This window comes from uncultured Methanobrevibacter sp., from assembly GCF_902764455.1.
Taxonomy (GTDB): Archaea; Methanobacteriota; Methanobacteria; order Methanobacteriales; family Methanobacteriaceae; genus Methanocatella.
Window position 1 is genome coordinate 20504 of the sequence record NZ_CACWVY010000015.1, and the last position, 23655, is coordinate 44158.

Sequence of the window (23655 nt, forward strand, 5' to 3'; positions counted from 1 at the left end):
CAAATCGTCTAAACTATCATCCCAGTCCTCATCATCCAAATCATCAAAACCAACATCCAAATCGTCTAAACTATCATCCCAGTCCTCATCATCCAAATCGTCTAAACTATCATCCCAGTCCTCATCATCCAAATCGTCTAAACTATCATCCCAACCATCCTCAGAATCATCATCCAAATTGCCAATACTTATCATGCCATCATTTATTGCGTCGTTTCCATCTGCTATTATATTTTCATGCGCACTTGCTGCTGAAATTGACAACACCAAGATAAACAATGAAAATATAATCATCTTAGTTTTAGAATTCATTTATTCACCTCGATTTTAATTTTTATTCCTAATTCTCTTTAAAAACTAGAAATAATGTTTTTAGCTTTAAATGAAATATTTTAAATATTAAACTGCCATTTTTTAGCACAGTTATTTTTATAAAAAAATAATAGGATTCAAGCTAAAAAAATTATTTCTAATATTTAAAATTAAGAAAAAATATTTTTCATTAATTTAAATATTTTATAAAAATAGTGGGAAAATCCCTAAAATTTTTTTAAGGGATTGTGATTTCAATTACTCCAAATAATGCAAAAATAGAAGTATTTTCTACAATAAAAGGAGAATTGACATTACATTTTTTAAAGAGAACATAATCGTGGTTATCTTCTTGTTCAGCACTGGCAATGGTGTCAAATTCACTAACTTTTGGAATATTATCAAAACTATTAAACTGTTTAGTGAAACTGGTGTTAGTACATTCACATCCAATCATATGATAAAAAGTATGTTGAATATCTTGTGATATATTGCTTGATAAACAAGTGGTCTGTTGGCTAAATTTAAAACTTTGTATTTCTGCAGTTTTATCAGAATTGTCATATGCATCACGCCAACAAGCCACATCATAAGATGAGTGTAAATCAGATTCCCGATTATATGAATTAATACAAACATCATGTATTGAATTTAAATCAGATCCCAGATTATATGAATTAATACAAACATCACGTATTAAATTTAAATCAAATGTTTGATTAATTAACTCTATATTGTCCTGAATAATCAGAATATCCGAAATATTACTGTCAGATTTCATAAATAATTCCATTTCATCATTCAAATCATATAAATTTATTATCAAATCTATATCTTGATAAAAACCGTAATCTGAATAATTAGAATAATATTTATCGTTTCTCAACATTGGATTATAATTGGATGATGGAATATTAGTCATTACCTCATGAGTGGATGGCGAGTTCATGATTTTATCAAAAATATCAAGAAATGCATCTACATCAATTAAATTCACTACAGAGAACTCAACATATTTCGCCCCAGCATCCATAAAATTAATCAGACCATATTTCAAATAATTGATTGTTATAGAATCAAAAACAGGGATGTTGCTATTAAAAACCTCTCCAATTTTATTTTCTTCAATTAAGTTTTTTAATGAATCCCAATTTAAATAATCAGAATATTCACTGAAACTGGAGTATGTTTGTGCAAAAAAATCTTCGGCATAAATATTATCATTTAATGCTTCAATATCCCCATCATCAGAGGATTGAAAATTAGAAAGCATTCCATCAATACCATATTCATTATCCCTAACATCTGCACCATCACCCCTTGAATAAGGAGAATATAAAGATGATTTGTGAACAGCAATATTCTTATTTGAATAAGCACCAGCATGAGCTGCACCATTAAACCCATAGTCCATAGAGGCATCATAACCATCCGATGATCCAGGATAAATATCCAGTTTAATACCACCTTCTGAGATATTTTCATCATCATCAATGACATTATCATCAGGGACAGGATTCTCGCTAATACTATTTTCATTATAACCTTGATTAGAACCTAACTCAATGTAATCTGAATTCGAATTGGTTCCATCATCAACAGTTATATTTTCTTCTGCACTAACAGCAGACATTAGCATGAATATTATTATTAATGAAAATATAATAATTTCTTTTCTAAATTTCATATTCGCAACACATTGACAAATTTTATCGACTAAAATATAAATAATTTTTGTTTTGTTATTTTACCAGTTAGTTCTTAAAAATTGTGTTTCTATTATATTAACATTTGATTTTAAATAAATGTTAAAAAAAAAGTTATCCATTACAAATTCATAATACCTAAACTTAATTTGAAGAGATAACATCCATATAATGAACTAAACAAACACGCCAACATTAGTAAAATTTTAATTAATTAAAATTAAAAATTAAAACTAGGAGTAAAAATTATGAAGCAAGTAAGAACAAGAGATTTTATCTACACAAGCGATGATTTGTATTTCGCATCAACAAATTACATTCACCCTGAAAACAGAGTAATTTCCTTTTTAAGATATGTACCTGATCCTGAAGGAGACCGTGAAAAAGACGGCAAACGTTATAGAAAAGTAGGGTCTGAAGAGGCATACTCATATTTACGTGAAAACTATCCTGATTATCTGTATTTTTCAGAAGTCACCAATGTTGAAATGATGGGAGTTCCATTGGAAAAAGTTGAAAAAATAATAAAGCCTGAAGAAAGGCTTTTAGGCCTCAAAAAGACTTTTGATGAAGGAGGAGAAGTTAAAAATCCAGAATTGATTGCAAAATTAATGGATGTTGCTGACTTTTTCCATTTCACAGCAGACATTCCATATGACCATTTAGGAATTTCAGGTTCAATACTGCCCGGCCTTCAAAAAAGTGATGTAAGTGACCTGGACTTTGTGGTTTATGGTCTTGACAATCACAGAAGAGCAATTGCCGCTTTTAAAGAACACCGTGGAAAAGAAGTCTACATCGAAGAAGTTGACAAGCACATTACAGTTGAAGGAATCACCAACGATTACTGGGATTTCGTATATGATAAAAGAATGTTTGACGAAAGCCTTACAAAAGAAGAGTTCAGATGGTATGAAAACAGAAAAGCAAACAGAGGAACAATCAACGGAACATTATTCGATATTTTAGCAACCAAAGATTACGATGAAATTGAAGGAAGCTGGGGAGATACAGTTTATGAGCCTCAGGGAATTGCAAAAATCGAATGTGATATCGTAAGTGCACTTGGAGCATTCGACAATCCATCATTATACACAATTGAAAATGTAGAAGTTCTTGACGGCGTTGATTTCCCATTGACTGAAGTTGTTTCATTTACACACACCTATGCAGGAGAGGTTGTTGACGGAGAGCATGTGGTTGCAAAAGGCAAAGTGGAAAAAGTCATTGTAAATGGTGAGTTTTCACATTACCGCATTGTTGTCGGAACTACCCGTGAAGCAATTGATGAGTATCTAAAGCTTAAGGAAAGCCCAGCTTAGATAATATTTCAAGGTTTATAATTCTTTAAACCAAAAACCCAAAGCGGATTTGAAAAAAGATTGATGTTAATGTAAACACCCACTACAGAATAACAATTCAAAAGAAAACAAAAAATAGAATTTTCAAAAATAAAATCAATTAATGTCTATATTGTGAGTTTTACCCCACAATACATCCCATTAGACATTAAAACCATACAATTAATTTTTTTGAGGTTTTCTCCTAAGAGATAACACTCTTGTTTAATTATATTATTGAAGGAAATATATAAATATAATTATTTTAGAGTCGTAATTGACCAGTGTTTTCCAAGCAAAAAGGCCTCAGCGATAATTAAGTTAACAAAAAATTATAGTCAAATTTTTTTAAACAAACACTAAAAATTTATGACTCCAATTATTAACTTTTCACTATTTTTACAATGAATATTATTTATTTAAAAAAATAACAAATACAAACTCCATTCAAATTGTTTTAATAAAAAATAACACGAGATAATTAAATTTAATACAATAATATATAAACTTTAAACACCTAAAATAATAGTATTAAATTTAATGTGATTATATGACAGAACAGAAAAAATCTGAATGGAATAGTAATCTTGCATTTATGATGGCAATGATTAGTTCTGCTGTCGGTCTTGGAAACATTTGGCGTTTCCCAAATGTTTTATATTCTAACGGTGGAGGCTCATTTATGATTCCCTACATCATTTCACTATTTCTTTTAGGAATTTCATTTGTTTTAGTGGAATATGCAGTCGGATTCAAGTTCAAAAGGTCAATTGCAAGAATATTATATTCAATTAATGAAAAATTAGAACCGGTAGCATGGTTTATACTGATTGTTGTATTTTTAATTACGACATATTATGTTTGTGTTGTTGGATGGGACCTAATTTATATATTCCTGAGTTTTACAAAAGCATGGGGATCAAATCCCGATTTATATTTTACTAATACAGTATTACAATCTACAGAATCAGTGTCTGGATTGTTTACAATTGTACCTGTTGTTCTCGCTTCAGTATTTGCTATTTGGTTTATAGCATGGTTTATTATCAAAAGGGATTTAAATGAGGGAATCGGTAATGTAAGTAAAATTTTATTACCTATACTTTGCGGAATTGTTGTAATTATTGTTGCATTCTCATTAACATTGCCAGGTGCATCAGCAGGATATACACAAATTTTCACACCCGATTGGTCGGCATTGGGCAATTTTGAAGTGTGGTTAGCAGCATTTGGACAAATTGTATTTTCCCTAAGTTTAGGAATGGCAATTGCAATGACCTATGCAAGTTATCTGCCAGAGGGTTCAAAATTAGTAGATAACGCAATAATTGTGGCATTTTCAAACTCCGGTTTTGAAGTGTTTAACTCAATTGGAATTTTTTCCATTTTAGGATTCATGACAGTGACAAGCGGGATTCCATTTAATGAACTTGTAACATCAGGAACAGGACTTGCATTTGTAGTATTCCCACAGGTGTTCAATACAATGGGACCTGCAGCATATGTAATTGGACCATTGTTCTTTTTATGCATCTTATTTGCAGGAATCACATCCGTTATTGCACTTCTTGAGGGAGTATGTTATTCAATTTCTGAAAAATTCCTTATCGAACGTAAAAAGACTGCAACAGTAGTTTGCATTGTTGGATTTTGTATTTCAATCCTCTTTACAACAGGTATTGGAAGTACACTTTTAGGAATTTTCGATGCATTTTTAAATAACTTCGCATTATTATTTGCAGTGCTTCTTGAGTGTATAGTCTTCGGTTGGATTTACAAATTTGATGATTTAATTGAAACCTTAAATAACCATTCAACAATTAAAGTTGGAAAAACTTGGAAAATAGTCATCAAATACATTTTACCGATTTGTATACTGGGCCTTTGGATACAAGGAGTAATTTCAACAATTTCTGAACCAAATGACCTAAGTTCAATCGTGATGTTAATATTAACTATAGTAGTGATAGTAATCCCATGTATTGTTGCATTCTTGCCTGCACGAAATAAAGATTACTACAACGTATAAAATTGACTTAAAATAGCTATATTTATAGCTATTAACTTTTTTTATTTTATTTAAGATAATTTAAGGCATTTATAACTTCTTATTTTATATATCATTAGAATCTAACTAATATTACGTAATTTAAGAGGTTAAAACATGATGAATATTTCTTCAATAAAAACACACATGTACTGTCCGATGAAACTCTACATTCAAAAGCATGTAGATATTCAGGAAAATGAAGATTACCAACTTGCAATCGAAATTAAAAAGCTTAAAATCGACATTCAAGACTTGATTCAGAAAAATATGAGAAAAATAAGAAAAGAAATGAATATATCTGAAATTGAACAGATTTTATCTGAAAATATTGATTCATACATCAAAAGCACCGCTGATGCAATTATGTCAATGGATTTAGGGCTTGAATCATCGAAAATCAACCAAATTATTGACGACACCTATTTCAACATTAAAATTACAGCTCTAAAAATAAAGCAGTCCATGATAATTTTCAACAAACACGCATTTGCAATAATCGACATGTTTTTTCCAAACTGCATGTATTCATATCTTCTAAAAGACCCCCAACTTGAATTAATAGGAATGTGCGACAAGATAGAAATAAGCGACGGCAAATATTATCCAGTTATCATCAAAAACTCAAATCCTCCCCTGAAAGGCGTCTGGGATCAGGATGCAATCGAACTTGTTGCCTGCGCAATACTTATAGAAGAAGAGTTTGAAACCGACGTCTATGTAGGTTTTGTCGATTATGACAAAATCGGAGAAAGACGCCCTGTTGTGATGGACGTTAATCTTAGAAAAGGACTATTTGATGTGATGAGAGAAGTTAAAGAAATTACTGACAATAAAAAACTCCCCACTGTTAAAAGAAATCCCCGAAAATGTGATACCTGTGAATATATAGACATCTGCATCAAGGAGTGAATAGCTTAAATCAAAAAAGTAATGAAAAAAAGTAAAGCAAATAAGGATAATTAATCCTTATTTACCTTTAAGGAGTTAGAAACTAACTCCCCTATATGTCCATAAACATGAATTTTAAAATTTTATATTATCTCCAAGTCTTTTAATATCAAAAACGGCAGTATCTGCAATAGCCATTACCGCCAGAACACCGGCCTGAATAGGATCAGTTATAATCAAATCAGCATATCTGGTAACACTTCCAGGCATATTAAGAGATATTACAATTAAATTACTTTCTTTTTTAACTTTTTTAACGGCTTTAGTAATATCTCCACCCATAAGTGAACCTGCCAATACCAATGCACTTACACGAGGCAGTCTTGAAATAGCTTCAACAGCATCTGCAATATTTTTCTCACCAACCAGAGGAATTGTATCAATACTTATACGCTCACCGCGTATGTTATGCCTGTCTGCTTCAGTAATAGCACCTTTAGCGACTTGAGACACCTGCGCTCCGCCACCAACAATAATTATACGTTTTCCATAAATATCCAATTGAGAACCATGCAATTCGACAGATTTAACTTCAGATATATTCTTCAAATCCGATACCAATTCATCAATGTCAGTTACATGCTCAAGTTCCAAATTAATGGAACCTACATCATTTTTTTCAACAAAAAGATGAACATAACTGATATTGGCACCATGACTAGTGATAACCTCAGTAATAACGTCCAATACACCTTTTTTCTCACAAGTTTTAATAGTTAATGTATAATCATTCATCTTTTGGCCTTACTTTATCAAGTTCTGCATGAGCTCTTTTCCACATGCTTAAGAAATTATCGTTTTTAGATACCGGAATTACATCAAGACCCAACTCTCTGTGTTCTTCAATCCATTCTTCATGAAAAACTGGTATTTCTATTTTAATAGGCTCGGAGGTTTTATTTACAATAATGAGATTTCTGTAAGGAAAATCCCATTCTACAATGTATCCTGCAAGACTTACCATATGATATGGTCTCATAACAAATTTCAAAATAATCACCTCATAATAATCCAAGTACTACAGATAGGATTCCGAGTAATGTTGTACCAATTATAGTTGGCAGCAATTGTCTGTTTGTAAATACCGGACTGAATGCTGAAAATATTCCCATCATAAATACAAATATTAAAGCTACAGCAATATTTACCAAAATTCCCCATGAAAATACATTTGGAGGTATTCCGATAAACAATACTGAAAATACCGCACCAAGCACAAACATGAAAAATCCTCTTGTCAGATAGACAACAGCTCTGTATTTGGCAGCATATTCCATATATGGTCCTTCAATAACATCACATTTAGCTTTAATTATTGAAAATGGATATTCATTTAAAATAATCATATAACCAATGAAAAACACGATTGCCGCAATTCCACCAGCTACAGTAAACAGGAATGGTCCGTGAGCATGCTGATATGCTACAATGTCGGGCAAGAATATGCTTCTGGCAGCAGTGACAGGAGCAAATAAAGCTAAATACAGTGGGAAAGACCCGTAAGTAATCATCCTTAAAGATCTTCTTGCACTTATATCTTCAATGAAAGACCTGTTTGCGTTATTGTGAACTGCACCTTTAATCTGATCTGGAAAAGGCATATTGACAGACATTACGGATTTGGATAAAGCCCCCATAAGCACATAGCATATTTCTTCAACCTTTAAAAATCCGACAATAGCTACAAGACTTGCAAGTGCCGGAATTTTGTAAGCCTGAGGAGTGAGTGCAATTAGAATACACAGCACAACTATAAAACATACTATAGGCAATATCTTATATAATCCTGAAACAGGAGATGAAACTTTAACATTTTCCTTAAACATGAATTTTATTGGAGCCATTATTCCAGGAGCAATTACAACCGGTCCGATTCTTTGCTGAATTCTTGCATGAATATATTTACGTTCGATTCCCGGAAGAAATGTTGAAATTATAAAACAGACAAGTACAGTTGCAGCAACTGCAATAACTGATTGAACAATAGTATTTTCAAACATTTTTTTACCTCCTGATTATCTCAATTGCACGGTCTGTACATGTAAAACATGGATCACACTGTACAATACATAATTGGGCATCAGTAATTTGATCTCCGATACAGGCATATTGCATAGCTCCAATATTTGCCATTGATGGAGTTCTTATTACACAGTGCCTTACTCTTCCACTTTCCAAATAATATGAGTGATATAGAGTTCCTCGTGGAACTTCAATATAACTTTCAATAATATCAGTGTCAAACATTTCCCAATCCCTGTTGACTACTTTACCTTCAGGAATATTGGCAATTGCTTGACGGATAAGCTTAATTGATTCGAATGATTCCAAAGCTCTCATGATTAAGTTTGATTTAACATCACCGTCAGGCTGTGTGATAACATTAAAATCAAAGTTATCATATTCAAACATGGTTGTTCTTAAATCTCTTGCAACGCCTGTTGCCCTTAAGGTAGGTCCGGTTACAGCCAGTTCAATAGCCTGTTTTTGAGGCAATACACCAATTCCTGCAATCCTTGACATGACAATTGAGTCTGCAGTGAACCTTTCCACAAAACCAGTGAGCCCTTCTTCTATTGCATCCATATCATTTTTAAGTCTTAACAGTTTTGCTTCATCCAAGTCACATCTTGGCCTGACTCCTCCTAAAACGGAACAACCGTATTGAACTCTGTTACCTCCAATCATTGCAAGCAGTTCCATTACAATTTCCCTTAAATAGAATACCCTCATGGAGAATGTTTCGTGAGACAATACTTCACAACCATGCGCTAAATATAAGAAGTGTGAATGTAAACGTTCAAGTTCACCCATTATGACACGAATGTAAGTAGCTCTCTCTGGAATTTCGATACCTAAACCAATTTCAGCAGTTCTGCAGGAATTCCATATATGTGAATTAGAACAAATTCCACAAATTTTTTCAGTAAGGGAATTAGCTTTTTCAACCGGAAGACCTTCCATAATTCTTTCAATTCCCCTGTGATTTACACCAATAGTGATTTCTGCTTCCTGAACTATTTCATCTTCAACGAAAAATCTTACTCTATATGGTTCCAATGCAGCAGGGTGAACTGTACCCATTGGAATTTCAGTTTCTATAATATTACTTCTTGGTACTTTTTCATCCATTTAATCCCCTCTTTAATCCGCATCCAATAATGTAGGTAACAATGATACAACTCCAGCTAAAACATCCTGCGGCCTTACAGCACAGCCAGGAACTTTTGCAGCTACCGGTATAATATTTTCGACTGGTCCTTCAATTTCTTCTGACGGAATATCACCATAACAGTTTTTGTATACTCCGCCCATTAAAGCACAACTTCCTGCAGCTACCACCAATTTCGGATTAGGGATAGCTTCATAAATTTTTTCCAACGGTTTTCTATTCAAATGAGTAACCGGCCCTGTGACAACCAGTACATCAGCTTCACGAGGATTCCATGTTAAAAACACATTATATTGTTCAGCATCGAATCTTGGTGATAATATTGAGTTTACAATTTCAATATCGCATCCATTACATCCGCCTGTATAAACCAACATGACATGTATTGCTCTTGCTCTTGAAAATGATTTAAGACCCATCTAATCACCTTCCTCCCTATTCTTCAATACCGTATTATCAGATAAATATTGTGCAATAAATTTAAGCTTGTCTTCAGATATCTTAAACGGTTTATTCATAGTATCTGCAATATCAACTTCCTGATCTCCTACACAACTTGGGTGAATTGTTCCTTTTTCACCATAAAGTGAATATACCGGGCAGAAATCATGACAATAATAACAAACCACACATTTTTCAAGATTAATTTCAGGTACTTCGGTTTTAGTCCATCCGTCAGTTATTTTTACAGGACTTGCCAATTTTTTCATCTCAACTGCACCTGTAGGACAGACATTCGCACATCCTGCACATCCAATACAAGCCTTCTCGTCAACACGGTCATCAACTTCTACTGAAAGGGTTGAAATCTGCTTTCTAAGTTCCATGTCTGTAACTCTATCAGCTGCAAAAAAGATTCTTTTAAAGTTAGTAAATGCTCCTTCCAAAGCTATTCTTAGTATACTCATTTAAATACCCTCTATTGAATCTTTAAAATTTCTTTCGAATAAAAATGCTTTTGCAGGACACGCATTCTTACATGCTCCACAATATGTACATTTCTCTTCATTAACTACATAATTACCATCAATTTTATCAATTGCATCATATGAACAGATTCCATGACATACTCCGCAATGCATACATAATTTCTGTTCGATGAAGTTGAATCCATCAACAATTTCGTTTTTATACATTGTAGATTTTGGAATCGCATCAACCGGACAGTGAACCGCACAATTTTCACATAAAATACATTTATCCAATTTTACAGATATTGTGCCCCTATACAATGTAATTGCCTCTTCCTGACATACTTCCACACATATTCCACATGAGATACAATCATCTGAAACTTTTCCATCCCAGGTATGAGTCATGTACTGACGAGCTTGAGCTTCATCACAAACCTGAACACATTTTCCACATGATACACAAAATCCGGACAATGCCGGTAGCTCTGTGTCCTCAAATTCATCATAAATAAACATTTCACTGTCTTCAGTCAATGTATGAACCGGACATGAGGCAACTGCAATATCATGAGAAACATTTTCAGTGTCTGATGTTGGGTCATATCTTAAGTGGCCGTCAACTTTTCTAAGTGATTCGTTTTCACATAAATCAGCGCATAAACCACAATTAAGACAGGATATGATTTTACCAGTCGCTTTTTGATTAATCTTATTGACGATTATTTCAAAGTCGTCTACAGAAATTGCATCATGAGGACATGCTTTCATACAATTAAGACAAAGTGTACATGATGATTTGTTTACCATTTGATGTTTATTCATTGATCCATTTGGACAAACATCACTGCACAATCTGCATTCACGACAGATTCCTTCATCACGGTCAATCTTTACATGGATAGCTTCCATCGGACAATATTCTTCACATCTGCCACATAATATACATTTATCAGTATCAGTTCCGAAGTAACATCTTGAAACTTCCTCTATCAAGTTTTCTGATTTGTGAGGAACATCATTCAGTGGCGGATTCAGTATGTTCATTGATTTGATTAATGTGATTTGCTTATCTTTTTCAAGCTCAAAACCATCTACACGGCTTTCAGGGAAGGCTTCTGCACAGGCTCCGCAACGTGAGCAGATTCCATAAACAATACCGTCTTCAATAGTGATATTGTTTGTCGGACAGTTGTACATGCACATTCCACAACCGTTACATTTAGCCCTGTCTACAACATATCCTCCATAACTATTTTGGAATATAGCACCATTAGGACAGTTTTTAGAACAGATCCCGCATGTAAGACAACTGAACGGTTGGCCATTAATTAATCTAATAGATTTTGTAGGACATGATTTAATACACTCTTCTTTTTCTTCACAGGTATTAGTTGTTAAAAACATTATAAAAACCCCTTATTTACTCCTTGCAAATAGTAGTTTGCCTACAAAAATTCCAATCATTGCAGATAAAAATGCTGTGGAAATAGGTAAATCTGTGTAAAACGGATAATTGCCTGATTGCCATGCTACAATAATTCCTGCAATCAAAATTACTACAAATGCTCCGAGAGTGAATTTTACATCAGTATTGGCGAGTTTAATTTGAGACCCAATAATTATGCCCAATATTAAACCAAATATTATCGGCCCTAATGATAACATTATTCACCCTCCCCAACAAATTTCTTAAATCCTGCAAATGCAATTACAATTGAGGATAAACCTACAAATACTTTCAAACCTACAAATATATTGAGATATGGAATTATGCCTGCATTGGTGACATCAGGATAATGCAGAACATTCTGAATAGCTGCAGGGACAACATTAAATAAATCTGTTCCCACATTGTATAGGAAAAATCCTCCAACGAATAAACCTATCAATCCGAAAACGACAAATCCTAATGCACCTACAGATTCCAATACTTCAATATAAGTATGAGATAATTCCAATGGAGAGTTACCCAGACCATAAACAAGGACAGATAATATAATTCCACTGGCAATCATTGCACCACCTTGGAAACCTCCACCAGGAGTGATGTGACCTCCAAGGATAGTCATTATACCTAAACAAATTAAGATAATTGAAATAGGTAAAGATATAAGTTTTAAAATCATGCTGCCCTGACTCATTGTTTGTCCCCCAGTAATCCTCTACCGAATATAAGCAATACTACCAGTCCGGCAGTTAATAATATGATTGATTCACCTAATGTATCGTAAGCTCTGAAATCAAAAATAACTACGGTCACCATGTTCGGTGCTATTTGAGTTCCCAAAGCATTATAGATATAACTTACACCAGGCTGAATCATGCTGCTTAAATGGAACATCGCATCAAGCAGAGTAACAGAGAATATTGCTGTTAAAACTGCAGCCAATAAATTACGGATTGTACGTTTAGACAAAATTACCACCCCAGTATAAGAATGCAACAATGATAGCAAGTGTTACCACCGCGTAAAATATCATTTTCTCTAAAGAATCCTCTTGTTCAATTTTAAATTTAGGAATAAGCGGAATATTGGAAATCAACACAATAGCCAATATTAATGCAACAAAACCGGCTAAAAGAACATTGATATGTCTTAACAATAGTGTAGATAAGACCAATGAAACAATCAGGAATATTTCTGCTGTAATACTTCCAGAAACGTCCGCATTAGTTACAGGACCTGGTGAAAACAATTTTTTAAACTGTTTTACAACATTGAATATTTGATCATAAAGTTTCATAATATTCCTCCTACAAAGTTAGAAATTCCATTTGTTACCACATCAGGGAATATACCTAATAATATAATAATTGCCAATAGGATTATCATGACCAAAACCATTGATTTTGGAACATCTTTTCCTTCCAATTCCAAATCTCTAGGTTTTGGTTTTAAAAACATGGCATAATATGTTTTTACAAATACAACAAATGTTGCTATACTTACCATAATAGCCAAAATTGACAGTTCCGGATATCCGCAACTTAAAGATGCTTGAACAAGCATTAATTTGGACTGGAATCCGTTTAATGGAGGAACACCGGCCATTGCCATACCACCGATTAAAAGAATTAAACTTACCTTTGGATGTTGAGCAAGAAGCCCTCCAAGTTTACGGGTATCTGATTCATTTGTTGCATTGACAATTGCACCAAATCCTATGAATAATAATGCAGTAATAATTATTTCGTTCAATGCCTGGAACAAACCTGCAGTAATTGCAAATTGTGTTCCAAGACCAATACCTAATCCTATGAAACCAAGTTCACCGACAGCCAAAAATCCAATCATTCTTCTGAAGTCAGTTTGGGTTAATGCGAGAGAGACACCCAATATCATAGCTAAGACAGAGAAGAAAACTATGAGAACTTCAAATATAGGCAGTGTTGAATAGATTCTAAACATTATCAATACTATAGAAATCATTGAAACTACAGTAAATGATTGAAGCAATGCTGCTCCGTGAGGTTCTGCTTTTGAATAAATTCCAGATTTTATTGTATGGAATGGTGGTAAACCTGATGCGTATAACCAACCAAAGAATATTAAAGCGAGTGATAATAAAAATACTGGAGATGTTGAGCTAACCAAACCATTGTGAACAGCCGCTGCTATATCAGTAATATTTACACTACCTGTCATTGCCAGAAGGAATCCAATTCCTAAAAGCATTATCGGTGAGCCAATTGATCCTAAAATCATGTATTTTAGAGCCATTTCATAACTGTAATCTATTGATGATGCTGCTACAATACCCACCTGCGCAAGAGCCAATATTTCAAAGAACACAAACATGTGGAAGATATCATCAGTGAGTAACATTGCAGTTACAGCAGCAGTACCTAAGAACAATAAGAACAGATAAGGTCCTGAAACTTCTTTATATTTGGTTAAATAAATGAATACTACCAAGAATGTTAAAAGACCAATCATTCCTATAAATATTTGTTGCAAGAATGTAAATGAATAGGTAATCGCCGGATGGAAGATTAAACCTGTCACATTATCTGCAATCGGCGCATAACCTCCAAAGAAGTGAAGGCCATAATTAGAAGCCAAAGGTATTATCGGAAGACATATTGCAACAACAAATGCAAAAATCTTGGTTACTGTATTAAATCTTGAAAAAGCACTGATAAGTAATGCAGCCATCAAAGGTATTATAACCATAAGTGGAATTAATTCATTCATCGTATTCCTCCTGTTTTGATGTGTCCGCCAACATTACACGAGTACTTAAAGTACCATATCTTCTGTATAAAACCATTACCAATGCAAGCATAACGGCCAAAGTACTTGCACCAATTACAATACTGGTAAGAACTAACCCAAAAGGCAATGGATATGCAGCATTTGATGCAAACCAGGATGTATCCATTCCAGGCATCAAAATAGGTACAACACCACCAGGTTTATAACCAATAGCAACAATGAATAGATTAGCACCTTCTTCAATAAAACTAATACCGATTATTTTCTTTATGATATTATCAATGAAAATTGCTGAATAAAGTCCAATAATAACCAATGCAGCAGATGTCAATAATATCGCAAGTTGTGTTTGTGCCATTAGCTATCCTCCCTTTGAGTTTTTTTAACAGCTAAAGCAATGAATACAGGAATAATAGCTGCACCTACAATTGCCTGTGTTAATGCAACATCCGGAGCAAGTAAAATTTGGAACAGTACAGCCAACGCTCCTCCTGAAAATCCTGTTAATATTGCAGCCTTTAACAAGTCTTTTTGAATAAGAGCAAGAATTGCGCTTACAATAATTATAATCATTAATACAAAGTCTAACATCTTACTCCCCCTCATCAATTTCCAACATAGTAACTGAGAACCTTTCATCAGCCTTGAGTTTTTCTGAATCTTTGCTTTCTAAAGCTTGCATTTTTTCTTTAGGATGTATGAAAGGATTGTCATCTTCAACAACTTCTTCGACAGTTACTAAATCCATGTTATTTTCTCTATCTTCTTTTTTCCAATAAGCATTAGCTACTGCATGAGCTACAAACGGTGCGAGAATAAAGTATACACCAGCAAGTAAAAATTGGCCTAATGCAATCATAGCAATAATACAAGCGATATCAAAAACACCGAAAATGTGTATTCTTGCATAAACTACATTTTTAGTGTTTTTTGGTAAAGTTAAAACACCAATTGCAGATATGATTATTAGAATTGCAGATATAATAAGAAGTGCAGATTGAATGTAAACTATCATCCATCATCACCTCCCAAAACAATACTGAATGCAACAGTGCCTACAAAACCAAAGAATATTAAAGCTAATGATATATCTCTAAAGAATTCAAGATGATATAAATCACCAACAATGAGCAAAGCTACTGCAAAAGCATTAACTACTACAGAACTTCCTAAAAGCCCCATTGAAGTGGATTTATATGCACTTGCCCTTAAAGCAGCCAACATTAATATAATTAATGCAATAACCAGCAAATATTTTGAAATAAACAATATATCCATACTTCTCACTCGACATTTTTATAAGGTATTACTCCAACATTTTTTTAATATAGGGTTCAAAAGGAATAATATCTTCTTTTTTTCTTGGAGAAATAGCAGCTACTTTAATAATGTTATTCTCACTGTCCAAATCAACAGACAAAGTACCAGGAGTTAAAGAAATACTATTTGCTAAAATTGTTTGAGAAACAGGTCTCTCCAAAACTGTTTCAATGTCAACAACTATAGGATCAATATTTCTCCCCATAATTGAATTAAAACAAACACTAATTGTTGATTTAATTATTTCATAAATAAGAACTACAAAATAAACAATTCCATAGCCAATTCTAGTCAAAAACATTAAACAAGCTCCATTTCATTAATATTAATAATAGCCATAATACTGACTAAATAATAATATTATTATTTATCATGATTATTTATTATAAATGTATGCATTTTTATAAAAATCATATAAAATTGAAAAATCTTAATAAAAAATTTATTAAAAAATTAAATTAAACAATAACAATTGTAATAATAATAAAAACAAATAAAATTAAAACTTAAAATTAAAAATAAAGAAATAATACCAATATTTACAACAATCTTTGTATAATCTTCCAATCATCTCAAAGAGGATGTAAATCTCCTCAATGGTTTAGTGACTCTCCAACTTTTAGACTCCTGCATTGATTTTACACGTTTTTTACAATCATACAACTCCAAAGCCAACTTACATTCCTTTAGATTGTCAGAATCAAGAATAATATTCATTTTATCAATGTCATTATCTCCAATCAATGAAAAATTTGCATTAACATTTGACAATTCCTCTTTGGCTTTTGTATAATACTCCTCCGAGTCTGTAAATCCCATATAATAGACTAATTTAACAATTTTAAATGCTGCAAATTCATCCGTGAACTCATCGATGAAGTCATTTTTGACAAGATAATCTTCAATAATATCGGAAAGCCTGAAAAAGTTAATGGTATTTGATGATGAATGAACAAGAGAACCATCATTTTCACGATAATAATACAGATATTCCGGAACAAATGATATCTTGGAAGCATTCAGCATTGTTTTTACATGAAACGGTGCATCCGAATATGATTTAATCTCTGGAAAAGTAAAATCATCATTGCTTTTTAAAAATTCAGCACTGTATAATTTAAGCCATGGTGCAAACAGGTCATTTAAAACATGACTTTTGACATCCCTGTATGTAAATGTGAAGTCATTGAAGTTAACCTTATCAAATTCCTTATCTATGTCAAATGCAGGAAATTTATATTCTTCAGAACCATTTACAAAAATTACTTTCATGATACAAAAATCAGAACGGTTCGAGGTTATATTGTCATGCAATTTTTTAAATGCATTTTTATCAAGACAATCATCAGAATCCATAAAATAGACATAATTGCCCTTAACAAGATTCAGCCCATTATTTCGAGTTTTTGCAACTCCCATATTTTCCTGTGTGATTACAGTTATACGGCTGTCTGTTTTTTCAATGTCTTTTAGGATATTTAAAGACCCGTCAGTAGAGCCGTCATCAATGCACAATATTTCGATATCCTTAAATGTTTGACTTAAAAGACTGTCCAAACACTCTTTTATGTAGTTTTCACTATTATAAACAGGGAGTATAACTGAAATTTCAACCATGATTATTAATATATGAATTACTCATTATTAAATGCCAATGATTGAAATTGAATTGGACACATATTGCTCAAAAAGATTAAAAAATACAGGAGCCTGATATATAATAGCCAAAACAATTAAAACAAATACAGATATGATTCCAAAATTTCTGTAAACTTTTTTTGATGAAAGAGGAGCAAATATTTTAATTCCAGACGGCGTGAATGAATCAAGAACAATGTGTGAAAATACTCCTAAAAACAGACTTAAGACAATTTCAACATAGTTTACACTTCCTTTATTGAATATAAACAAACTGATAAAAAATACCGGCAGGAATAACATTAACACTTTCCTGTTTAAGAATGAAAAGCTTAAAAGAGCAATTAAAATTGCCATTATCAGATAGTAATCGTTAATGTTAGTTACCGCAAGGATTAACTGAAATGACCAGATTAATATTAATGAAACTGCTGACGTTAATGTTAAAACTCCGAAAATGGAATGTGTAAAACTCCTATGTTCTGAAAAATAGAATGTAACTCCAAGAAATACAATTATTAACCCAATGAAATAAGGTAATTTAAGGATATAAAGTGAAATAAACACTATTAATCCCAAAATTATCAACTTGTAGACATTATCTTTTTTAAATTTATGATCAAAGTCAGGAATATTTGCACCTATCAGAGTTAAAGCAATTAACAGAGGACTATGAAAAAACATCAATGAAAGAATTAATGCAAATATTGAATGTCCTTTGTAAGTTGACATGAAATCACCTTACTTAAAAGTATATGATATAATATTAAAAATAATTAATCCGAGAGCGCTTGATAAGTAATCAAACCCCGAAATATGATAAAAAGCTTTTCATTTGAGCAAATGACTTTTCAACAGTTCCTCTACCAACATTACCGAAAGGACACAGCACTTCACATGTAACGGCAGGAGTTCCCCTTAAATTAAAGACATCTTCAACTGCACCTTTATAGGATGAACCTGCAAAGTCAAAGGCAATAATCTCAGATCCGACATCTTTTGAAATATAATTTGCAACCAAAAAACTTTCAGGGCTTGGAGATTTAGATGAAAATATTGCTTCAAATCCCGGATTTGAATTAAGGGCCGTTGAGTGAAAATCTCCAACAAACTTAACCTTAAGAGATTCAGCGGCCTTAACTATAAGATTACTTACAGAATTTTCAATATGTGCAGATCTGTTCAAATCCATTGAATTGAATGTTCGTTCATTATTCATTGTTGATTTTGGAGCTGCAAAGGGAATGAAAAATAATGTATTGGATAAATTTTCATTAACCAATTCATTGATTAGTTTCAAATTTGCAATTTGTGCCGGCAATTCATTACCATGAATTCCGGATAAAATCAGCAGTTTATTTCCCCCGCCACCAATTTTAAAAATTGGAGTTCCATAAACAGATTTTTCTAAAATAAATTGATTTAATTTGTTCAACTCTATATGTTTAAAGAGTTCACTGTTTCTTGAAATGTAACCTCCGGAAAAATCAGAAATATATGTCATTTCAAGATTTTCAAATTCATCAATTTTTTCAAAATACATAATTAATTATACATTGACGCTCTTATTTAAAACTAGGGATTAAATTGAAAAAATATATCAAAAATTTAATAAAATTAGTCAATTATGAAAGGGATGCCGAAATTGAGCTGATGCGTTTTGAAATAGCACATATGTCCGGTCAAAAAAGAGAGGAATTAGGCCGTGCCATCAATAAAGTTAAAGGAAAATATATTGGTGAAGAATTAGGCCTTAAAATAGTTCAATTCGGCAGGTCAGAAATTATAGATACAGAGATATCTGTCGGAGATATGGTACTTGTCAGTACTGCAAATCCTTTAAGCAGCGATTTTACAGGAACTGTAACAGAAAAGGGTGCAAGATTTATTAAAGTGGCCTTTGACAAAAGGATTCCCAGATGGGTCTTAAAAAAGAAGGTAAGACTTGATTTATATGCCAATGATGTGACATTCAGGAGAATGGAGGATAATCTCAAGCATTTGAGTTTGAAAGGAAAAAATGCATTGGAATATATGCTGACTGAGAGAAATCCGAAAAAGAATCATTCAACCCCTTATATCAACCATATTGACCAAAATTTAAATGAATTTCAAAAAAGAGCTATTGAAAATGCCCTTTCATGTGAAAACTTTTATTTAATCCACGGCCCTTTTGGAACCGGAAAGACCAGAACCTTAGTCGAACTTATTTCACAGGAAACCCGTCAGAATCATAAGGTCTTGGCTACAGCAGAAAGTAATGCCGCCGTTGACAACATCCTTGAACGACTAATGGAAAACAAAAAATTAAATCTGACAAGACTAGGACATCCCCAAAGAGTTTCAAAACACAACATTTCAAAAACTCTAGCTTATAAAGTTGAAAATCATAAGTTAAATAAAAAAATAGGCAAGATTCACAAAAAAATTGAAAAACTGATTGAAAAAAGAAAAGTTTATACTAAACCGACACCTCAGTATCGCCGAGGATATGGAGATTACGATATACTCTATAACGCTTCAAAAGGAAAAGGCGGACGTGGAATCAGTGCTGAAAAAATGAAATCAATGGCTCAATGGATAGAATACAACCAGCAAATTGATGAATTGCATGATGAAATTAAACGAATTGAAAATAAAATGATTAAAGACATTATCGAAACAAGCGATGTCATTTTATCAACAAACTCATCAGCTGCATTGGAATCAATAGCCCGAACAAAATTTGATGTTGCAATTATCGATGAAGCATCACAGGCCACAATTCCAAGTGTTCTGATTCCAATTGCAAAAGCCCATAGATTTATTCTTGCAGGAGACCACAAACAGCTTCCTCCAACAATAATCAGCGATAAGGCTCATGGTCTTGAAAAGACATTGTTTGAAGAATTAATAAAAATCTATCCGTTCAAATCACAACTTCTGAATATTCAATATAGAATGAACTCCCTTCTGATGAAGTTTCCAAATGCAGAATTTTACGATAATGGTCTTGAAAGTGATTCTTCGGTTGATGACATTACCATTAATGATATCCTAACAACGACTGAAAAAGAAGATCCTATGCTTTTTGTTGATACATCAAATATTGACAGTGATGGCGAAAGACACCTTAAGGATTCAAAATCCATCATGAATGAAATTGAAGCAGAAATTGCAATAAAACTTGCCAATGATTATCTGAAAATCGGACTAACAGAAGAAGACATTGGAATAATCAGCCCATATGCAGACCAAGTAAAGATTATACAGGATAAAACCCCTGTTGAAGTTAAAACCGTTGACGGTTTTCAGGGAAGAGAAAAAGAAATCATAATTATTTCAACAGTCAGAAGCAATGAAGATGGAAATATTGGATTTTTAAGAGATTTAAGAAGATTAAATGTAGCAATAACACGTGCAAAACGTAAACTAATCATTATAGGAAACATCAACACCCTTGAAAGCAATCAGACATATGCAAGACTGATTGAGTTTGCAAAAGAAAATAATGTCTTAGTTAGATTATAATTTTTAGGCATACCTAAACTTTAAATAGTAGAATGTGCAAAATATTAATTGAAGTATGAAATAATACTTTTTAAACTCTTAATAGGGATTTTCTTTTTAAAGCCCATATAACTTTCAACCTCAATTATACTCCCTAATTAAGAGTTTTCTTCTGCCTATTTTTAATTATCATCACAGAATCTAAAAAATGATTTTGTACAATTATAACATTTTAAAAAAATACTCTCAAAAATACAATGAAATAATTTTATACATCACTTTAATAGAAATTATTAAAATATCAAATAAATGAACAAATACTTATTATAATAGAAATTATATAGTTAATTATTATAAAAATTTTTGAGGTAGAATTTGATGAAATTCAAACATACACTAATCATGTTGATTTTGCTGTGCATTGTCATTTCGCTTTCCGCAGTATCAGCAAGCGAAAATATAAGCACAGACAATGTCAGTGTGATTGATGAAAAAATATTGGAAGTTTCAAACAGAATTGAAACAATTGATGATTTAAACAGTGAAATTCAAAACGCAACTCCCAATTCAACAATTAAACTAGAAAACGACATAATTGCCGACGACAATGTAAAATCTGAAGGCATTGAAATACCCGAAAAGCTAATTTTAGATGGACAAGGTCATTCTATTAATGGAAATTCAACAGATTTACCTTTTTTCCTTAGAATTCATGCAGATAACGTCGTTTTGAAAAATATAGTCTTCAGCAATTGGGACATGACATATTCATACAATCTCATCGAATGGATAGGCAGCAACGGTGAGATGAGAAACTGCACATTTATCAACAACACTGCAATCTACGGCGGCGCCGTTGACTGGACAGGAATTAACGGTTCTCTAATCAACTGTACATTTATCAACAACACTGCTGAAAACGGAGGCGGACTGTACTGGTACGGTATAGAAGGCACTATAACAGATTGTATCTTTTTCAACAACACTGCCGAAATAGGCGGTGCCGCATACATTACCGGAAGAGACACAAAATTAGATAATTCTAAATTTAGAAATAACTCTGTTGATGACATCGGTGGAGCAGTATATTCCGACGGAATGAACTTCGTCCTATCAAAATGTGATTTTATAAACAATACCGCAATCAACGGAGGAGCCGTTTATTCAATGGCTTATCCAAATCTGATAGATACATGCAATTTCACATATAACAGTGCTGATGAAAATGCAGGCGCCCTTTATCTGGCATCCGACAACAATACTATAAAAAATTCAATATTTACAAAAAACTTAGCCAGCAATGGTGGAGCAATCTATAGTGATGTAAACGACGAAATATACATATTGAACTCCAAATTCAACAACAATACCGCTTTTGAGTTAGGAGGAGCCATAATGGCAGATTCCTATTCAAATATTATAAATTCAACATTTGACAACAACAATGCAACAACAGGTGGCGCATTATACTCTGACAGTGCAACTGATATTGAAAATTCAACATTTTCAAATAATAATGCAACAAACGGAGGTGCAATTGTAGCCAATGACGGCTCAATTGTAAACACAACATTCACTAAAAACTTCGCAAATGAAACAGGAGGAGCAATCTACGTTTCAGGTGATTTAAATCTGTATAAAGTTTATTTCAACAACAATACTGCAGTCAACGGATCCAACAACATTTATTCAGACGATGCACATATCACTATGGCCATAAACATGACAATCAGCATGACAAACATCACCTACGGAGATACACTAAAAGTCAAAGTCACAATGCCAAAAGACATGACAAAAGGAATGATTAATGTTAATGTAAACGGCAGAACATATAAGGCTAACTTAACAAGTAATCAGGCAGCCGTAAATGTTTCCGGCTTGAACAGCGGATTTTATGATGTTCTAGTGTTTTATGAAGGCAGTGAATACAACTCCACCACATTCCATTATGATTTGGACGTATTCCAAAAGCCGATTACAATAAATGCGGCCAAAAAAAGCTTTATAATCAATTATGCAGGCAAATATTACATTACAATTAAAGATAAAAATGGGAAAGTTATTGCAGGTCAAAAAGTGTCAGTTTACATCAGCAACAAATTTATCAAAACTGCAACTACCAGCAAGAAAGGTGTTGCAAGCATAACAATCCCTGCAAGTAAATTAAAATCACTCAAAGCAGGTACCAAAACCTTAAAAATTACCTTGTCAGACAATTTTAATCCAAATTCCAAATCCGTAAAGGTAACTATCAACAAGGAAAAGACAAAAATTGTTGCCAAAAAGAAAACATTCAAAAAATCACTCAAAACCAAAAAATATGCTGTTACATTTAAAAACAGCAAAAACAAGGCTCTCAAAAAAGCCAAAGTATACTTAAAAGTAAAAGGAAAAACTTACACCTCAAAAACCAATTCCAAAGGAAAAGCAATATTCAAAATTACCAAACTCAACAAAAAAGGTAAATTTACAGCTAAAATTACTTTTAAAACTACAAAATACTACAAAAGTGTAAGTAAAAATGTAAAATTAACTATTAAATGAGGT

At 32.7% G+C, this 23655-nt stretch carries 27 protein-coding genes; 5 read left to right on the forward strand and 22 right to left on the reverse strand.

Annotated elements, in window-relative coordinates:
• The coding region (locus tag QZU75_RS06050) for a hypothetical protein (RefSeq protein ID WP_296882293.1) at positions 1-312 on the reverse strand (312 nt) is incomplete at its 3' end.
• A gap of 238 nt (positions 313-550) precedes the next feature.
• Positions 551-1999 carry a hypothetical protein gene (locus tag QZU75_RS06055; RefSeq protein ID WP_296882295.1) on the reverse strand — a complete coding sequence of 483 codons (1449 nt, stop codon included), beginning with the start codon at positions 1997-1999 and terminating at the stop codon, positions 551-553.
• A gap of 267 nt (positions 2000-2266) precedes the next feature.
• Here QZU75_RS06055 and QZU75_RS06060 point away from each other — a divergent pair, with 267 nt between their 5' ends.
• From QZU75_RS06060 to QZU75_RS06070, 3 genes are all read left to right on the forward strand, one after another.
• A complete protein-coding gene (locus QZU75_RS06060; protein ID WP_296882297.1) occupies positions 2267-3340 on the forward strand; it encodes a DNA polymerase subunit beta in 1074 nt (357 codons plus the stop codon).
• Between the two features lie 568 nt (positions 3341-3908).
• Positions 3909-5387, forward strand: coding sequence for a sodium-dependent transporter (locus QZU75_RS06065; RefSeq protein WP_296882299.1), 1479 nt, complete (start codon positions 3909-3911; stop codon positions 5385-5387).
• 135 nt (positions 5388-5522) lie between these two features.
• Positions 5523-6317: a Dna2/Cas4 domain-containing protein gene (locus QZU75_RS06070; protein WP_296882300.1), complete on the forward strand. Its 795-nt coding sequence runs from the start codon at positions 5523-5525 to the stop codon at positions 6315-6317.
• A 114-nt stretch (positions 6318-6431) separates the two neighbouring features.
• Here the strand turns inward: QZU75_RS06070 and QZU75_RS06075 are convergent, their stop codons facing one another.
• The 20 genes from QZU75_RS06075 to QZU75_RS06170 form a co-directional block, all read right to left on the reverse strand.
• Entirely contained in the window at positions 6432-7091 is a 660-nt protein-coding gene (locus QZU75_RS06075) for a DUF5612 domain-containing protein (protein WP_296882302.1), read from the reverse strand.
• The gene (locus tag QZU75_RS06080; RefSeq protein WP_296882304.1) at positions 7084-7347 is read right to left on the reverse strand and encodes an energy-converting hydrogenase B subunit P; all 264 of its coding nucleotides are present in this window, start codon (positions 7345-7347) and stop codon (positions 7084-7086) included. Before QZU75_RS06080 ends, QZU75_RS06075 begins: the two co-directional genes overlap by 8 nt.
• Before the next feature lie 10 nt (positions 7348-7357).
• Positions 7358-8356: a respiratory chain complex I subunit 1 family protein gene (locus tag QZU75_RS06085; protein ID WP_296882305.1), complete on the reverse strand. Its 999-nt coding sequence runs from the start codon at positions 8354-8356 to the stop codon at positions 7358-7360.
• 4 nt (positions 8357-8360) lie between these two features.
• Entirely contained in the window at positions 8361-9488 is a 1128-nt protein-coding gene (locus QZU75_RS06090) for a nickel-dependent hydrogenase large subunit (RefSeq protein WP_296882306.1), read from the reverse strand.
• 12 nt (positions 9489-9500) lie between these two features.
• Positions 9501-9947, reverse strand: coding sequence for an NADH-quinone oxidoreductase subunit B family protein (locus QZU75_RS06095; protein WP_296882307.1), 447 nt, complete (start codon positions 9945-9947; stop codon positions 9501-9503).
• Positions 9948-10436, reverse strand: coding sequence for a 4Fe-4S binding protein (locus QZU75_RS06100; protein WP_296882309.1), 489 nt, complete (start codon positions 10434-10436; stop codon positions 9948-9950).
• A complete protein-coding gene (locus tag QZU75_RS06105; RefSeq protein ID WP_296882311.1) occupies positions 10437-11846 on the reverse strand; it encodes a 4Fe-4S binding protein in 1410 nt (469 codons plus the stop codon). It abuts the gene before it with no gap.
• 12 nt (positions 11847-11858) lie between these two features.
• Positions 11859-12107, reverse strand: a complete 249-nt coding sequence (locus tag QZU75_RS06110) for an energy-converting hydrogenase B subunit J (RefSeq protein ID WP_296882312.1) — start codon at positions 12105-12107, stop codon at positions 11859-11861.
• Complete coding sequence (locus QZU75_RS06115; protein ID WP_296882314.1) at positions 12107-12583, reverse strand: MnhB domain-containing protein; 477 nt, start codon at positions 12581-12583, stop codon at positions 12107-12109. The genes QZU75_RS06110 and QZU75_RS06115 overlap by 1 nt, the downstream gene beginning before the upstream one ends.
• Positions 12580-12858 (reverse strand): hydrogen gas-evolving membrane-bound hydrogenase subunit E, encoded by a 279-nt coding sequence (gene mbhE, locus QZU75_RS06120; protein ID WP_296882316.1) that lies wholly within the window; start codon positions 12856-12858, stop codon positions 12580-12582. Before mbhE ends, QZU75_RS06115 begins: the two co-directional genes overlap by 4 nt.
• Entirely contained in the window at positions 12851-13186 is a 336-nt protein-coding gene (locus QZU75_RS06125; protein ID WP_296882318.1) for a hydrogenase, read from the reverse strand. Before QZU75_RS06125 ends, mbhE begins: the two co-directional genes overlap by 8 nt.
• A complete protein-coding gene (ehbF, locus tag QZU75_RS06130) occupies positions 13183-14637 on the reverse strand; it encodes an energy conserving hydrogenase EhbF (RefSeq protein ID WP_296882320.1) in 1455 nt (484 codons plus the stop codon). Before ehbF ends, QZU75_RS06125 begins: the two co-directional genes overlap by 4 nt.
• On the reverse strand, positions 14630-15016 hold the full coding sequence (locus QZU75_RS06135; protein ID WP_296882322.1) for a cation:proton antiporter subunit C: 387 nt from the start codon (positions 15014-15016) through the stop codon (positions 14630-14632). The genes ehbF and QZU75_RS06135 overlap by 8 nt, the downstream gene beginning before the upstream one ends.
• Positions 15016-15249 carry a DUF4040 domain-containing protein gene (locus QZU75_RS06140; protein WP_296882323.1) on the reverse strand — a complete coding sequence of 78 codons (234 nt, stop codon included), beginning with the start codon at positions 15247-15249 and terminating at the stop codon, positions 15016-15018. The genes QZU75_RS06135 and QZU75_RS06140 overlap by 1 nt, the downstream gene beginning before the upstream one ends.
• A 1-nt stretch (position 15250) precedes the next feature.
• A complete protein-coding gene (locus QZU75_RS06145) occupies positions 15251-15673 on the reverse strand; it encodes a cation:proton antiporter (protein WP_296882324.1) in 423 nt (140 codons plus the stop codon).
• Positions 15670-15936 carry a hypothetical protein gene (locus QZU75_RS06150; RefSeq protein WP_296882326.1) on the reverse strand — a complete coding sequence of 89 codons (267 nt, stop codon included), beginning with the start codon at positions 15934-15936 and terminating at the stop codon, positions 15670-15672. The genes QZU75_RS06145 and QZU75_RS06150 overlap by 4 nt, the downstream gene beginning before the upstream one ends.
• A gap of 28 nt (positions 15937-15964) precedes the next feature.
• On the reverse strand, positions 15965-16279 hold the full coding sequence (locus QZU75_RS06155) for a monovalent cation/H+ antiporter subunit E (protein WP_296882328.1): 315 nt from the start codon (positions 16277-16279) through the stop codon (positions 15965-15967).
• Between the two features lie 266 nt (positions 16280-16545).
• Positions 16546-17595, reverse strand: a complete 1050-nt coding sequence (locus QZU75_RS06160) for a glycosyltransferase family 2 protein (protein WP_296882330.1) — start codon at positions 17593-17595, stop codon at positions 16546-16548.
• Between the two features lie 27 nt (positions 17596-17622).
• Positions 17623-18348 (reverse strand): metal-dependent hydrolase, encoded by a 726-nt coding sequence (locus QZU75_RS06165; protein ID WP_296882332.1) that lies wholly within the window; start codon positions 18346-18348, stop codon positions 17623-17625.
• Positions 18349-18418: 70 nt separating this feature from the next.
• A complete protein-coding gene (locus QZU75_RS06170; protein ID WP_296882334.1) occupies positions 18419-19159 on the reverse strand; it encodes a succinylglutamate desuccinylase/aspartoacylase family protein in 741 nt (246 codons plus the stop codon).
• Between the two features lie 44 nt (positions 19160-19203).
• On the opposite strand from QZU75_RS06170, the gene QZU75_RS06175 reads away from it, so the two are divergent.
• Positions 19204-21126 (forward strand): IGHMBP2 family helicase, encoded by a 1923-nt coding sequence (locus QZU75_RS06175; RefSeq protein WP_296882336.1) that lies wholly within the window; start codon positions 19204-19206, stop codon positions 21124-21126.
• Between the two features lie 357 nt (positions 21127-21483).
• Positions 21484-23652, forward strand: a complete 2169-nt coding sequence (locus QZU75_RS06180; RefSeq protein ID WP_296882338.1) for a hypothetical protein — start codon at positions 21484-21486, stop codon at positions 23650-23652.
• Positions 23653-23655: the final 3 nt, after the last annotated feature.